The organism is Paenibacillus sp. J2R1T-4 (assembly GCF_059692235.1).
Map to the genome: position 1 here is coordinate 578,139 of NZ_JCAUBA010000001.1, position 13,751 is coordinate 591,889.

A 13,751-nucleotide genomic window follows, 5' to 3' on the forward strand; every position below is an offset into this window, starting at 1 on the left:
CTCATAATCCATTGCTATCATAACAAAGATTCCATTGCATAGGAGGGTGACTTCCCTTTCACTCTCCGTTTTCTTCGAAAAGTGTTGTCTTCAGAACTAAACTTGGAGCTCACGGAAGACTGTATTGCAAGTGATCGATTAGCATTGGGGGAGTTTGTTTCGCTTCTGACTAACTTCTTCCTAAGCCGTGCAATCCGAAGTTGTATTTGCTCTAATTCTGCCCTGTGCTTCTGGTCATTCCGAGTGAGCGCCATGCGATTGCGAAGGCGATTCTGAGCATGCTCGGCCATTCGTAGCGCTTCGGTGATATTCTTCTCACGATGCTCATAATACATGGCAAGCTCCAGACAAGACTCAATAGAGGATAACCCGCTCCTGCCCTGCTGATGTAACGCCAAGTGACGCCAGATCGGCACAGCTAATTCGTAGCTATGGCGGCGTTTGTAGAATGCAGCACATAATGCTGCATGCTCCGAGTCCATAACCGCTGGTCTTCTTATGAGCATACCAATGGCTTCGTCAGCACGATGCTCTTCCCCTATTTTGTCCATCCATATTGCGAATCGGTAGAGCTCTTCATCGTCCAGCTCCTCCAGTGGGATAATCCCTTCTAACAGCTTAGAGAAATGTACCGATAATGCTGCCAGTGTAAGAACATCCTTCTCGTTATGCTCGAATACTCCAGACAACACAGTCGGGTTCCCTTCAGCCAAATACAGAAAATAGAGTTCTGGCGCCAATGAGCCAGGAACGTCGTCGATTCGGGAGAGGCCAAGCCGTGCTTTCTCTACCATACTTAATCGGCAAGACGGAAGAGAACGGCGCCATAAGCTGCGTGATGGATAAAGCAAGTCAAAGTGCTGAGGTTCATCCCCAGAAGGACGTAAGCGATTCATCACAAAACGATTCTTAATGATTGGCCAGTCGAAACTTTTGCCATTATAAGTGACCATCTGATTCCGGGTCTCCATCAGATTCTGCAAATACACAAGCATGGCGAGCTCCTCAGCAGGATTGCGGATAAATAACTGTTGAACAACAAATTCATTCGCTTCGTAATACCCGATCCCAATCATAAAAGCAACATTACCTGCACCGAGACCAAGCCCAGTTGTTTCAGTATCCAGAAATAATAACTGCTCCGATTCAAGAACGGCTTCCGTCTCAGTCCCGTTTGATTTGCTAGAACCAGTTCCATTCATCGATCGGAAGAAGCTCATTTGACCGCTCAGCTCCCCAACTCGATGTAATCCATGAGCATACTCTTGTGTGAAGCGCCTTTCTCGAATTAGAAACGATCCGTGTGTATTGAGCATCACGTGCACACCAAGCTTGACCCAGCCTGGATGTAAATCTGGTTGCGAAGGTGATGAATGATCAACAGTAGAGCTTGGAATATCAGTTATTATCGAACCATTCGCATCGGCATTTGTCTCCTCTGAACTGGAGGAACCGCTTCGTTTCAATCGGGACAATCTTTCCTTAATTCCGCTCATACTACTGATCACACCTCCTTCATTCGGTTCAACAGTTCAATCGCCATCTGCTTTCCGGTCAATCCAACCTCTTCAATTGGCCCTACACAGGCAGGGCAACCGCTAATACATCCACAGCCTGCAATCAGATCCTCAGAACGGCTCAGCAGCTCCTCGTGCAAGTCATACAGCCTCTCGCTTAACCCAACACCGCCAGGATAACGGTCATAGAGGAATACAGTAGGCTTTCTATCGTGCACAGCTTTCACCTGAGGCACTACACGAATATCCTGCGGGTCACACATCAAATACAGCGGTGCCAGATGAACGAGAACATTAGAGAGCCCGAGCAAAGCGAATTGAAGATCGTTGGTCGTCATCCCTTTTGTCGCTTCTTCCTCTAGTGTGAACCAGTATGCGTTCGTATGCAGCTCCTCTTCTGGCAAGTGAATCGGCCCTGAACCAATATTCTCATGGGTTCGGAGTCTAAGCTTCTTGAATATGGTTGCTTTTGCATTAATCGTTACTTCCCCGTATTGAATGGATACCCCGTCACCCGACTTATCCCTATGCGTCTGTAATACTTTCAGTTGCACAGCAAGGTTCGCGTCTGTGAAATAGTCTACATTGACTTCACGGACATAAGCTTTCTTCTCCTCATAATCCAGCTTCTCTACTTGATATTGAACCCCTTCATGTAAATAAATCGCTTCCTCATGAATAAGTGTAGGCGCTCCGAACCGGTCCACTTCGCCTAATACTCTGCTGCCATTGGTCTTATCGATAATAATGAAATTCTCCTGCGCAGCCGAACGAAGTGAGATGTCATGAGCGGGAAACGATTGCTCCATCCAATACCACCTGCCTTGAACCTTATGCAGGATCTTCTCTTCAGCGAGAAACTCCAGAATATCTTCCAGCGGCTCCTCACCGAAACGCTCTCCGGCTTCAAAAGGCAATTCATATGACGCACATTTGACATGATCCATGAGGATAATGAGGTTGTCGGGTAAAATTAGTGCGCGCTCGGGAGAACGCTCGAAGAAATACTGCGGGTTCTGGATCACATATTGATCCAATGGATTGCTGCTTGCCACAAGAAACGTAATCGAGCTTTCCTGTCGTCTCCCTGCCCGTCCAGATTGCTGCCATGTGCTGGCTATAGAGCCAGGATATCCATTTAGTACACAAGCCTGCAGTTGGCCAATATCAATGCCGAGCTCAAGCGCATTTGTACTTACAACACCGCGAATTTCTCCATTACGAAGTCCCCGCTCAATCTCTCTGCGAAGATTGGGTAAATAACCTCCTCGGTATCCTCGTATCGACTTCGTTCCCAGTTCATGCTTTACAAGATCCTGCAGATACGTTAACAATAGCTCCACCCGAACACGGCTTCGGGCAAATACTATGGTCTGAATATCGTTCTTGAGTAAGGTTCCTGCAATTTTCTTCGTCTCCAGAACACTGCTCTTGCGAATCCCGAGCTGTTGATTAACAACCGGTGGATTATAGAACACGAAATGTTTCTCTCCGGCCGGCGCCCCATTCCGATCTATAAGCGCGACGCGCTCGCCTATCAATGCCTCTGCATGCTCCTGTGGGTTATCAATCGTAGCAGATGCGCAGATGAATTGTGGGTTAGAGCCGTAAAAACGGCATATTCTCTTTAATCGTCGAATGACATTAGCGACATGGCTTCCGAACACTCCCCGATAACTATGTACTTCATCAATTACGATATATTTCAAGTTCTCGAACAGCTTCACCCATTTGGTGTGATGAGGCAATATAGCAGAATGCAGCATATCGGGATTCGTCACTACAATATGCCCTGCATTGCGAATGGCCTGTCGAACAGTGGGGGGTGTGTCCCCGTCATAGGTATGGGATTTAATGTCGACTCCCATGGCGTTAACCATCTCGTGGAGCTCGGCTACCTGGTCCTGAGCGAGCGCCTTCGTCGGGAACATATAGAGCGCCCTCGAGCTGTCATCCTCCAATATACGCTGCAGCACTGGCAAATTGTAACATAGCGTCTTGCCTGAAGCCGTCGGGGTAACCGTTACAACATGCCTGCCCTTATCGGCTTCCTCGAAGGTCATAGCTTGATGTGTATATAATCGAGAGATTCCCCGTTCTTTCAAGGCTTGTTGAATGGCATAGTGAACGCGATCCGGAAAATCGGCATAAGCAGCTTCACGTGGAGGAATGGTGCGCCAGTGAGTTACTTGATTCATCAGCTCCGGGGTTCGTTTAATTAAATCGATCATCTCGTCCATCGTGGATATTTTTCCTGTTATGCGGTTCACCCAAATCTTCTCCCTGCCCAAAAATCCATTTAGAAATTATGATCTTATTGTACAGAATATATGTTCGTATGACAACCGACTTTATATAGATTAATAAACTTTGCATTTTAATTATTATATAATTAGTTGTAATCAAGGAATTAATAGTAAGTTAATAATGTATTGTAATTAAATATTAAATAGTGTATTGTATATCTCATACCATTCAAAATAAGTCAGAAGGGAAGTTATTAAAATGGCAGCTGTTTAGGGATGAGTATTCGTTACTAATGATGATAAAACATAATTTTCTAGGCGGTGCATCATGGGGATTTTGGACAAACTATTTGGTAGATCAACTAATCAGGAGGAACAAACAATGACAAAGCTAAATATCGGAATTATATTAGGAAGCACACGTCAAGGACGTGTAAGTCCACAAGTAGGACAATGGGTAAAAGAAATTGCTGACAAACGCGGAGATGCAAATTATGAAATCGTAGATATTGCGGACTTCAAATTACCATTCTTAGGAGAAGGTACCGGTCAAGAACCAGGATTAAAAGCTTGGCCTGAAAAGCTTGCCAGCTTGGATGCTTTTGTGTTCATTGTTCAAGAATACAATCACAGCATTACTGGAGCACTAAAAAACGCACTTGATTCAGCGCGCGAGGAATGGAACAATAAGTCAGCTGGTATCGTAAGTTATGGTTCAACAGGCGGGGCTCGTGCAGCAGAGCATTTGCGTGGAATACTAGGAGAGTTGCTAGTTGCGGACGTTCGTGTGCATCCTACTTTGTCCTTATTTACAGATTTTGAAAACTATAGTGTTTTCAAACCGGCTGAGATGCATATTGAAAATGTTAATGCTATGCTTAATCAAGTGGTTGCTTGGAGCGGAGCATTAAAAACTTTGCGATAAGATCGATTAACACTCTTATAGCATGACTGGTTTCAATTAACTACAAATTAACCTGTCTCCAGGACATGTCCACCCTCTTGAGCAAGAGAGTGGCCAGTCAGATCGGAGACAGGTTATTTTGTCGTTTCCTGCGCTTTCCCGGGAAAGTATTGGTCTTGCGAAGGATGCGCAGGAGCTCGCTACACATCAGGTGCGTCATCATAATCGTATCGAATTCCGTCCTCATATACATATGGATGCTGGCCCTCTTGGTATTCTCTTTCAGATGCTGACAATTGCTGAAGAACTTTTTGAACATCGCTTGTCGACTTTGCAGTAGATGAGAGAGCATCCAAGCCCCAATTCTCATTCGTATTCGCCATATAGGATTGTCCGTTGTCCATGGAAAAGATCCTCCTTAAACATTGACCTAGTGTGTGTCGAACCACTGTACTTGATAAGCATTGAAGCGTTGAAAATAGCAGCATGATTGGTTTAATTTACCCCGTTTCATTCGTTCTATTCTTAATCGCTGTAGCTTTATTGAGTTGTCAGTTCCAATCAATTCCGTATTATAGTACAATAAAAGAACATGCTAAACGTAATACTCCTATTCTTTGGTCAGAGGTGAATGATTGTGCTTGAGAACTTATACAAACAAATTGTTATGGACCATTATAAAAAACCACATAACAAAGGCAAGCTGACGGATGAAGGCTCGCTGCAGCTCCCATATAAAAACCCGACATGCGGCGATGTTATGGTTTTATACATGAACATTGACGAGAACAACAAGATTAAGGACATTAAATTCGAGGGCGAAGGCTGCTCGATCAGTATGGCTTCCTGTTCCATGATGACCGATTTGGTTAAAGGCAGGACGGTGGAAGAAGCTAAGCATACGATCGCTTTGTTCAATAACATGATCAAGAAAGGCGAGCTTCCGGAAGACGAAGAAGAGCTTGGTGATGCGCTGTCTTTGTCAGGTGTCCATAAGCTGCGTGCACGCCATAACTGTTCCCTGCTTGGATGGAATGGGCTAGAGAAAGCACTTCAGCGAAATGAACAATAACAGACATCCTTAGCAATTGTTAACTAGTATGATAACTCCCAAATCTCAGAGTACATTCAGAGATTCGGGAGTTTTTGTATTTCTTCTATACGTAAGGAGGGTCCCAATATTTTTTATTCCAACCTACTCGATCACTCGTTACTTTCAGATTACGGTCAAGACTTACATCCGCCCCAAAAGGCATGTTCTGTTTGTGCCAAAACCGTACATCTCTCCATTGTACTTCGTACCCATCTTCTCGTTCCCGGAAGCTTACATGGATGTTTTGGGCAAATTTCAGGAATGCCCTTACTCCATCCGTACCTTTTGAAGCTTCAATGACAAAATGACTTTGATTTTTTTCATAAACGGCTTCTAATCGTACCTTCCTGTAATCCACACTACCCGTATAGTAACTATTTTCCGCATCCAGAATGAACTGCCACTTAAACCAGTTCAAACTCGGTACAAGCTTGCAAATCCCTTTTAAACACAGCTCTTGCCGGATGCGGCTGATAACCTGCCTGTGATGCCAATATCGAACCGAAATATATAAGAAGGTGAGTAGATATATCGTACTGAACAAGCTAGCCGCTGGCAGATTCGTTAACAGCCACATCCCTACTCCTGTCACATGAAGAATTCCAAGAAAAGGGTCAAACAAAGCTAAGGTGTCCAAATGTTTCCATTTTGAGGAAAAAGGACGTAAACATTGAACCCCATAGGCATTAAACAAATCAAGAAACACATGAAAAATAACAGCTAACATCGTCCATAAATACAGATGCAGCAAGTGATGTGTCTCTCCGAAAGCAAAAGCTAGTGGAGCAGCTATAACAATAGGCCAAAAAAACATTGCCGGAATCGAATGTGTTATTCCCCGGTGGAGTCGAATATAGGCGGAATAGCTTTTCAACCTTGTTAACGTATCAAAATCGGGTGCGTGTGATCCTATTAAAGTTCCAACCAAAACGGCATAAAATAAACTGGGATGATTAGCTACAACCGGATCAATGAATGCCAAACCAGCAAGAGTTGTACCGAAAAGCAAATGGCTTCCTGTGTCCATACTTAAACCTCCAACATGTTGATATTCACTTTAAATTAAGCACTCCTTGCAGACCGACCCATCGTTCCTCAACCTGAAACCAATAAAACCAATCACTGGGCTGTTCCCTTATTACCTGCTCCATCCAACAATTAAGGCTTTCTGTTGCTTCACGAAGCTCATTGATTGCAAACCGATCCCGGAGATTAATCGATCGTTGGAATTGAATACTATGGGTAAACTGTTTGACTCGATGACTCACCATGGGAATGATTGGCACATCTAATTGGAGAGCAAGCATTGCTGCACCGCGAGGTGAACATGTATTCCTTCCGAAAAATGTTGCTTCTGGAAAGGAAGATCTATAAAAATCTCCCATTAAAAACACTATACCGCCACTTTGTAAGTGTCTCTTCAACTTGCGAATCATTTCCAGAGGAGGCGTCTGATCGTAATCCAATCCCTTGCACCCAATCGCTGCAAACCTCTCGTATATTGGCCGCAGTTCCGCGCTACTAGCCGTCGCTACTGCTAAACAATCGTAATGCTTACATAAATACCAGTAGTAGATGAAAAAATTACCGACATGCGGTGCAAAGACAATAGCACCTTTTCCATTTGCAACGGAACCTTTTAAGTTATTTTCGCCTGATATCGTAACAAAAGGATTCCATTCGTTCTTCTGCTGATTAAGTCTATCGGAGAGGAATAATAGCTCGAATAAAGTGAGAACCAGATTTCGAGAGTATTCATTTACAAGAAGACGAACTTCGTTCCTTGTAAATGGCCCAAGTAATAGTTGTATATTATGTTCAATTGTACGGTGTAACTTTTTTTGACTCTTGAATACTAACGATGCTGTAAACACACAAAATCCGTAAGAGACCCACAATGGCAGCTTTGCGACGAAGTACCGCACAATCCGAAATAATAAGCTTCTCCCGCTCGTCCAGCGACCAATCCATTCGTACATTTCTATTTAGCCAGCTCCTCTTCCTCATTAGCCTTATTGACATTGGAGTCTAAACAGGCATGAAATGCCGCTTATATCGCTTCGTTACCTTACTGCGTTCAAGAATAATCAAAAAATCCACGGTTTTAAAAAAAGGATCGTAGGCAGGCGCACCCCCAATTTCTGCCCCGAGCCGTTGATAACCTTTTATTAACGGGGGGAGCCCTCGAAACACCTTCTTCTCATTCGGTAAATCATCCAGCAGCTCTAGTCCCTCTATACAGTGAGATTCTAATGGTTTGACTTCGAAACGGTCTGTAATCACTCCCTTATTTCTCAGCAGAGTATATATTTCATTCAACTGCTGAAGATCAGATACATGAATACTTGCACAGCCTATCATGTAGTCATAATGATATTGATCAATATAAAGAGCGATTCCTTCCCACAGAAGCTCAATTACTTTGCCGTTTCGGTATGCTGGCGCTACACAGCTGCGCCCGAGCTCCAAGGTTTGACTGGTTATGGTACAAAGACCAGACAAATCAAACTCAGACTCTGAGTAAAAACCTATTCCTTCATCGGCCCGCTTTCCTGGAAGCAGTCGATAGGTTCCAACGACTCGCCCGGTTCCAACCTCTTGCACTATTAAATGGTCACAGAACGGATCGTAACGGTCTTGTTCCAAGCGAAGGGGATTCATCAAGAACCTGTTGTCCTCCTCTTCTACAAACACCTCATAACGTAATCGCATAGCCTTATATACTTCTTCCTCACATTCAGCTAACTTCACTATGAATTCCGCCGCCCCGACCTGTATCAATTCCTCTGTTTGACTCATGAACACCACGCCCTTCATCTCTAGTGTCATGCACTTCCTTCTTGCTGTCTTCAGTGTAACCGCCGAACGTTAAGTTGATATTTTCTTGTTGTAATGATTTTGTTGTGTTTTAACACATTGATCGCAGCAAAAAAAGACCAAGCCATATTGAAACGGCAAGGTCCTGGTTGTTTTTTATTCCAAACTAAGCTTCAATTCCATAATTCGTTCCTATTAAGGCTGCAGCCAATAATAAATAGGTATCGCGGCAAATGTAGAGATCAACCCAGCCGCTCCCATAGCGAATCCCCCTGCACTTCCCTGCAATTCTGACTCCCGAATAATTCTCGAGGTTCCGATCCCATGCGATGCCGTGCCCATAGCTGTTCCGATGGCTAAGTCGTCCTTTATCCCCGTATACCGGAGAAATAAGGGCCCAAACATGCTTCCGATCAATCCTGTTAAGACGGTCAATACGGCAGCAAGATCCGGGATTCCTCCCAACACACGAGCAATCTCGAGCGAGATGGGCGAAGTAACGGATTTGGGCAAAATCGTCATTAGCAGCTCTCGGTCTCCGCCAGCAAGCCATACAAATAATGCACTGGAAGCCATCCCGCACAAAGAGCCTGCTATTATTCCAACTAGCACACCCTTCAACCTTCTCATGATTACACTGGAATATTTATATAAGGGTACGCCGAGCGCCACCGTAGCAGGGCCGAGCAGAAAAACCAGGTAATCTCCGCCAACCCGATAGGAGTCATACGATATTCCGCTTAGTCCTAGGACAAGGAACAATAGGCAGCAGCACACGAACAGAGCATGCAGCCTCGCCCACTTCGATTGTAAATATAAGGCCAACGCATAGGCAATTATGGTAACGGTCACGCCGAATAAAGGACTAGCTCCCCAATGTATTGGATTCATGCTGCTGTTCCTCCTTCTTCGACCGGCTTCCAAGCTGTGTAACCCAGCCAGCTACCCATAATGTAACTAATGTACTGAAGATGAGACTAAGCAACACTGGCATGCCATTCTGGATAATGACAGGAATAAAGGCCATGGTACCCACAATAATCGGTGCAAAAAATAATGTCATATGCTTCAACATAAACTGAGCGCTCTCTTCGACCCATTCCAGCTTCACCCATTTACAGAACAGTGCTGTAGTGAAAAGAGCAAGTCCTATAACATTCCCCGGAAGCGGGATGCCGGATAGCTGCTGAATGATGGTCCCAATCCAATGAAAGCCGAACAAAATGGCCAGACCTTTCACTTCCTAATTCCCCCTATTGTTAGCTGCGCCGTTTTTACCGAATCCCGTCAATATAAAGTCATTCTTCGATTCCATTCTACCTTGCAACTTTTTTCTTTTTTTTCCGTACAAAAAAGGGTATCCTAGTACAGTGTCCTTACATTTTCCCATTACAAGGAGGAATTTCCATGATTATGAGTACCACGCCTACAATCGAAGGCAGACAAATTGTTGAATATGTATCAATTGTTACTGGTGAAGCCATTATGGGAGCAAACATTGTTCGCGATCTTTTTGCTTCTATTACAGATATCGTCGGTGGACGCTCTGGCGCATACGAAAGCAAGCTGAAGGAAGCGCGTGAAGTAGCATTCGACGAGTTGCGTTCCACGGCATCACGTCTCGGAGCAAATGCTATTGTCGGAGTCGACATCGACTATGAAGTGATCCGTGACGGGATGTTAATGGTAGCGGTCAGCGGCACAGCTGTCAAAATTCAATAAGCTTGTTAGCCAATTCAAGCAAAAACGGAAGTCATCGGCTCACACTAGAGCTAGACTTCCGTTTTTGCATTAGGCAGCACTAACCCGGGGAGAGACAAATTAACGAATCGACATCGATTCTTCGTATTTGTCTTGATATTTGTGCACATCACCGGCACCCATGAACAGGAGTACACAATCCGAGTAATCACGCAATACATCCATATCGTTCTCAGAAATCAGCTTGGAGGAAGGTATACGCTCCATCAGATGATCAATTGAGATATTACCTGTATTTTCTCTAGCTGAACCGAAAATGCCGCATAAATATACTTCATCGGATTCCGACAAGGAGTGGGCGAAGTCGTCCATGAACTTTTCCAATCGGGAATACGTATGGGGCTGGAAGACTGAAACTACTTTGCGATCCGGATACTTGCTTCTCACTGCATCAAGAGTGGCTCGAATTTCGGTTGGGTGGTGGGCATAATCATCAATTAAGACATTGCCTGCCACGTGTTTCTCTGAAAATCTCCGTTTGACCCCGCCAAAGGTAGCCATTTCAGCACGAACCAAATCTAAATTGAAATCCTCCAACACACAAATGCCGATGACAGCCAGTGCATTGAGAATATTATGTTTGCCATGACCCGGGATCGTAAATCTGCCTAGCGAGCTATCATATAGAACGGCTTGAAACGATACCCCTTGCTCATCTACACGCAAATCAACAGCCCGAAGAGCATTCTGTTCCTTGAAACCATAATGAAGGATGGGTACTTTGGTACGCAGCAAACGTACATTCTCATCATCACCAAATGCGACTATATGCTTGCGAACCTGATCTGCCATAGATTGAAAGGCCGAAGTGACATCTTCAATATCGCGGAAATAGTCTGGGTGATCGAAATCAATATTCGTAATAATCGCATAGTCCGGTGAGTACGCAAGAAAATGCCTTCTATACTCACAGCTCTCAAAAATGAAATGTGTACTATCAGGCACTCCTGCTCCAGTTCCATCCCCTATCAGGAACGAGGTAGGCTGAATCGCCTTGCAGACGTGAGCCATCATCCCGGTTGTGGTCGTTTTTCCATGCGCCCCGGTTACCGCTACACTAGTGAATTTGTGAATCCACTCGCCCAGAAAGCTGTGGTACCGATAATAAGGAACTGCTAGCTCCAAGCTGGCCGCCACTTCCGGATGATCGTCCTTGAACGCATTAGAAGCGATGACAATACGATCCGGCGATGCTGTAATATGGTTCTCATCGAAAGGCAGAATGCGAATGTTCTTCTTCTCCAACGGAGCCTGTGTAAAAAAGTAAGTGTCTACGTCCGACCCTTGAACGTCATGGCCCATATCATGCAGCACTTGCGCTAATGCGCTCATACCGGCCCCTTTGATCCCAATCATGTGAAACTTGGACATGAGGATCCCTCCAGACTTCATTAAGTATGTTGAATGTGTGGTTCTAACGGATAGCAAGCTTTGATCTCAGTATATGAAAATAATTCGAACTGTGCATCAGCCTATTGACCATTATCCGTAAAGGCCTTTCTCATTCAAGCTTTCCCATAAATAGTAAGTGATATAGCTCGACCACGGAGACCAATTAGCTCCGATGGCGCGAACCTCTGCTTCTGTTGGTTGATGGTCCAACTTGTATAGGTTGCGCAGTGCATTACGCAGCCCGATATCAGCCGCTGGCAACAGATCAGGACGTCCCAAGCCGAACATCAGGAAGCACTCAACAGTCCACCGACCTATACCTCTTAGTGGGATCAGCCGTTCCATCAACTCTTCATTCGTAAGCTCTTCTAGCTCGGATGCTTCGACAATCAATGAGCCCTGAGCGACTTCTTGAGCGAAGCCAATAACGTATTCAGCTTTACGCTCACTGAACTGCAGCGCTCTTAGTTGTTCGATCTTCAGATTAGCAACCTGATCCGGAGAAGGAAATACCGGGTACGATTGCTCCCGACCTTGAATGAGGAAGGGTTCTGATGCCGTTTCGATCAACCGTCGTGTGAGCGTAGCGGCAAAGGATAGATTGAGCTGTTGGCCAATGATCGTTTTTACCATACACTCGAATGGATCGGATTCCAGGATGAAGCGAAAGCCGTTATATTTGTCAGCTAACACTTTCAAGCCATCATCTTGCTCCAGTTTATCATACAATCCGTCTAGGTCTGCATCCAATGATAACATCCTACGCAGATGGCGGGATACAAGCATAAGCTCCTCATCACTGCCAATGCCGGCAATATCAGCTACCAGCAGCGGTTGCAGCGTGCTTCCTTCCGAGCGAATACTTACACCATATACACGGTTCTTAACACGTATAGTCCGTACGAGAGAGCCGTTATCGTGCCTGTATAGCTCATGGCCGACTCCTTGCAATCGGCTGATCATTCGGGCGAAGTCATAAGGCGGTTTAGGCTCTAGACGAATCTGATGTTGGAATGTATACAAGAACGATTCCTCCTGACTGAAAGGATTGTGCTATTCCTGCTCAGCAGGTGATGGGACAGGATAACAGGACTGATCGAAGGCAAGCTCGGTACGCGGGAATATACTCCTCGCCTCCTCGAGCAGAGACTGACCTCCATCACTCGAATACCTCGAGCTAATATGAGTCAGAATCAGCGAACTCACGTTCGCCTCCGCCGCCACGCCCGCAGCACCAGCTGCTGTCGTGTGGTAGTACAACTGCGCCAGCTCGCCCAGCTCGCTTGCAAAAGTCGCCTCGTGCACGAGCACATCGGCGCCGCGGGCCAGCTCCACAGCGGCTGCACAGCGCCGCGTGTCGCCCATCACTACGACGGTGCGGCCGAGAATCGGCGCCCCGACATAGTCCGCACCGCACAGCGTGCGGCCGTCTGGAAGCGCGACGTCTTCGCCGCGCTTCAGCTTGCCGTACAGCGGTCCGGCAGGGACGCCGAGCGTCCTGAGCTTCGCCTCGTCCAGACGGCCTGGACGATCGCTCTCGCGGACGCGGTACCCAAAGCTTGCGATGCGGTGTTCCACCTCCGCCGCGCGCACCTCGAATTGATCGTCGGCGAAGACGATCCCTTCGGCAATCTCCACCACCTTAAGCTCATACGTAAGGTGGGTTTGACTTATGGCGAGCGCATAGTCAATGAATTGCTTCAAGCCCGAGGGCCCGAACAAGGTAAGGGGAGTGTCTCCCCCTTGATTAGACCGGCTGGAGAGCAAACCCGGTAAGCCATAGATATGATCTCCATGCAAATGCGTAATGAAAATATATTCAAGCTTACTGAGCTTGAGCGACGAACGCATAATCTGATGCTGGGTGCCTTCTCCGCAGTCGAACAGCCAGAATGTCCCCCGCTCCTCATAGAGACGAAGCGCGATCGACGTTACATTCCGTTCTTTGGATGGCATACCCGCGCCCGTTCCGAGAAAGTAAAGGTCCATAGCGGTACAGTCCTTTTCAAATGGCCTGAGTT

14 protein-coding genes are annotated in these 13,751 nt (G+C 45.9%); 3 read left to right on the forward strand and 11 right to left on the reverse strand.

What is annotated here, in order from left to right; all coding sequences use genetic code 11:
* Positions 1 to 17 precede the first annotated feature (17 nt).
* Together AC58QD_RS02850 and AC58QD_RS02855 are read right to left on the reverse strand one after the other, a co-directional pair.
* Positions 18 to 1,496 carry a ribonuclease H-like domain-containing protein gene (locus AC58QD_RS02850; RefSeq protein ID WP_497329777.1) on the reverse strand — a complete coding sequence of 493 codons (1,479 nt, stop codon included), beginning with the start codon at positions 1,494 to 1,496 and terminating at the stop codon, positions 18 to 20.
* 8 nt (positions 1,497 to 1,504) lie between these two features.
* Complete coding sequence (locus tag AC58QD_RS02855; RefSeq protein ID WP_497329779.1) at positions 1,505 to 3,787, reverse strand: DEAD/DEAH box helicase; 2,283 nt, start codon at positions 3,785 to 3,787, stop codon at positions 1,505 to 1,507.
* Between the two features lie 304 nt (positions 3,788 to 4,091).
* On the opposite strand from AC58QD_RS02855, the gene AC58QD_RS02860 reads away from it, so the two are divergent.
* Positions 4,092 to 4,688 carry an NADPH-dependent FMN reductase gene (locus AC58QD_RS02860; protein WP_497329781.1) on the forward strand — a complete coding sequence of 199 codons (597 nt, stop codon included), beginning with the start codon at positions 4,092 to 4,094 and terminating at the stop codon, positions 4,686 to 4,688.
* Between the two features lie 179 nt (positions 4,689 to 4,867).
* On the opposite strand, the gene AC58QD_RS02865 is transcribed toward AC58QD_RS02860, so the two are convergent.
* Positions 4,868 to 5,071: a hypothetical protein gene (locus tag AC58QD_RS02865; protein WP_497329783.1), complete on the reverse strand. Its 204-nt coding sequence runs from the start codon at positions 5,069 to 5,071 to the stop codon at positions 4,868 to 4,870.
* Positions 5,072 to 5,298: 227 nt separating this feature from the next.
* Between AC58QD_RS02865 and sufU the strand changes: the two genes are divergently transcribed.
* Positions 5,299 to 5,739: a Fe-S cluster assembly sulfur transfer protein SufU gene (sufU, locus tag AC58QD_RS02870; protein WP_497329785.1), complete on the forward strand. Its 441-nt coding sequence runs from the start codon at positions 5,299 to 5,301 to the stop codon at positions 5,737 to 5,739.
* Positions 5,740 to 5,824: 85 nt separating this feature from the next.
* Here sufU and AC58QD_RS02875 read toward each other — a convergent pair whose 3' ends face one another.
* The 5 genes from AC58QD_RS02875 to AC58QD_RS02895 form a co-directional block, all read right to left on the reverse strand.
* A complete protein-coding gene (locus tag AC58QD_RS02875; RefSeq protein ID WP_497329787.1) occupies positions 5,825 to 6,787 on the reverse strand; it encodes a metal-dependent hydrolase in 963 nt (320 codons plus the stop codon).
* 25 nt (positions 6,788 to 6,812) lie between these two features.
* Positions 6,813 to 7,634 carry a lysophospholipid acyltransferase family protein gene (locus AC58QD_RS02880; RefSeq protein ID WP_497329789.1) on the reverse strand — a complete coding sequence of 274 codons (822 nt, stop codon included), beginning with the start codon at positions 7,632 to 7,634 and terminating at the stop codon, positions 6,813 to 6,815.
* A 154-nt stretch (positions 7,635 to 7,788) separates the two neighbouring features.
* The gene (locus tag AC58QD_RS02885) at positions 7,789 to 8,589 is read right to left on the reverse strand and encodes a GNAT family N-acetyltransferase (protein WP_497329791.1); all 801 of its coding nucleotides are present in this window, start codon (positions 8,587 to 8,589) and stop codon (positions 7,789 to 7,791) included.
* A gap of 183 nt (positions 8,590 to 8,772) precedes the next feature.
* Positions 8,773 to 9,468, reverse strand: coding sequence for an LrgB family protein (locus AC58QD_RS02890; protein WP_497329793.1), 696 nt, complete (start codon positions 9,466 to 9,468; stop codon positions 8,773 to 8,775).
* A complete protein-coding gene (locus AC58QD_RS02895) occupies positions 9,443 to 9,817 on the reverse strand; it encodes a CidA/LrgA family protein (RefSeq protein WP_497329795.1) in 375 nt (124 codons plus the stop codon). Before AC58QD_RS02895 ends, AC58QD_RS02890 begins: the two co-directional genes overlap by 26 nt.
* A 167-nt stretch (positions 9,818 to 9,984) precedes the next feature.
* Here AC58QD_RS02895 and AC58QD_RS02900 point away from each other — a divergent pair, with 167 nt between their 5' ends.
* Complete coding sequence (locus tag AC58QD_RS02900; RefSeq protein ID WP_497329797.1) at positions 9,985 to 10,299, forward strand: heavy metal-binding domain-containing protein; 315 nt, start codon at positions 9,985 to 9,987, stop codon at positions 10,297 to 10,299.
* A gap of 99 nt (positions 10,300 to 10,398) precedes the next feature.
* Here the strand turns inward: AC58QD_RS02900 and murC are convergent, their stop codons facing one another.
* The 3 genes from murC to rnz form a co-directional block, all read right to left on the reverse strand.
* Positions 10,399 to 11,709, reverse strand: coding sequence for a UDP-N-acetylmuramate--L-alanine ligase (gene murC / locus AC58QD_RS02905; RefSeq protein ID WP_497329799.1), 1,311 nt, complete (start codon positions 11,707 to 11,709; stop codon positions 10,399 to 10,401).
* A gap of 111 nt (positions 11,710 to 11,820) precedes the next feature.
* Complete coding sequence (locus AC58QD_RS02910; RefSeq protein WP_497329801.1) at positions 11,821 to 12,753, reverse strand: DNA-3-methyladenine glycosylase 2; 933 nt, start codon at positions 12,751 to 12,753, stop codon at positions 11,821 to 11,823.
* Between the two features lie 30 nt (positions 12,754 to 12,783).
* Complete coding sequence (rnz, locus tag AC58QD_RS02915) at positions 12,784 to 13,719, reverse strand: ribonuclease Z (RefSeq protein WP_497329803.1); 936 nt, start codon at positions 13,717 to 13,719, stop codon at positions 12,784 to 12,786.
* Between the last annotated feature and the right edge of the window lie 32 nt (positions 13,720 to 13,751).

Bases quoted from the DNA above. Each gene is read 5' to 3' on its own strand.
- murC (WP_497329799.1), bottom strand. From the start codon at position 11,709: ATGTCCAAGTTTCACATGATTGGGATCAAAGGGGCCGGTATGAGCGCA.
- AC58QD_RS02900 (WP_497329797.1), top strand. From the start codon at position 9,985: ATGATTATGAGTACCACGCCTACAATCGAAGGCAGACAAATTGTTGAA.
- AC58QD_RS02890 (WP_497329793.1), bottom strand. From the start codon at position 9,468: ATGAATCCAATACATTGGGGAGCTAGTCCTTTATTCGGCGTGACCGTT.
- AC58QD_RS02860 (WP_497329781.1), top strand. From the start codon at position 4,092: ATGGGGATTTTGGACAAACTATTTGGTAGATCAACTAATCAGGAGGAA.
- sufU (WP_497329785.1), top strand. From the start codon at position 5,299: ATGATTGTGCTTGAGAACTTATACAAACAAATTGTTATGGACCATTAT.
- rnz (WP_497329803.1), bottom strand. From the start codon at position 13,719: ATGGACCTTTACTTTCTCGGAACGGGCGCGGGTATGCCATCCAAAGAA.
- AC58QD_RS02885 (WP_497329791.1), bottom strand. From the start codon at position 8,589: ATGACACTAGAGATGAAGGGCGTGGTGTTCATGAGTCAAACAGAGGAA.
- AC58QD_RS02865 (WP_497329783.1), bottom strand. From the start codon at position 5,071: ATGGACAACGGACAATCCTATATGGCGAATACGAATGAGAATTGGGGC.
- AC58QD_RS02850 (WP_497329777.1), bottom strand. From the start codon at position 1,496: ATGAGCGGAATTAAGGAAAGATTGTCCCGATTGAAACGAAGCGGTTCC.
- AC58QD_RS02875 (WP_497329787.1), bottom strand. From the start codon at position 6,787: ATGGACACAGGAAGCCATTTGCTTTTCGGTACAACTCTTGCTGGTTTG.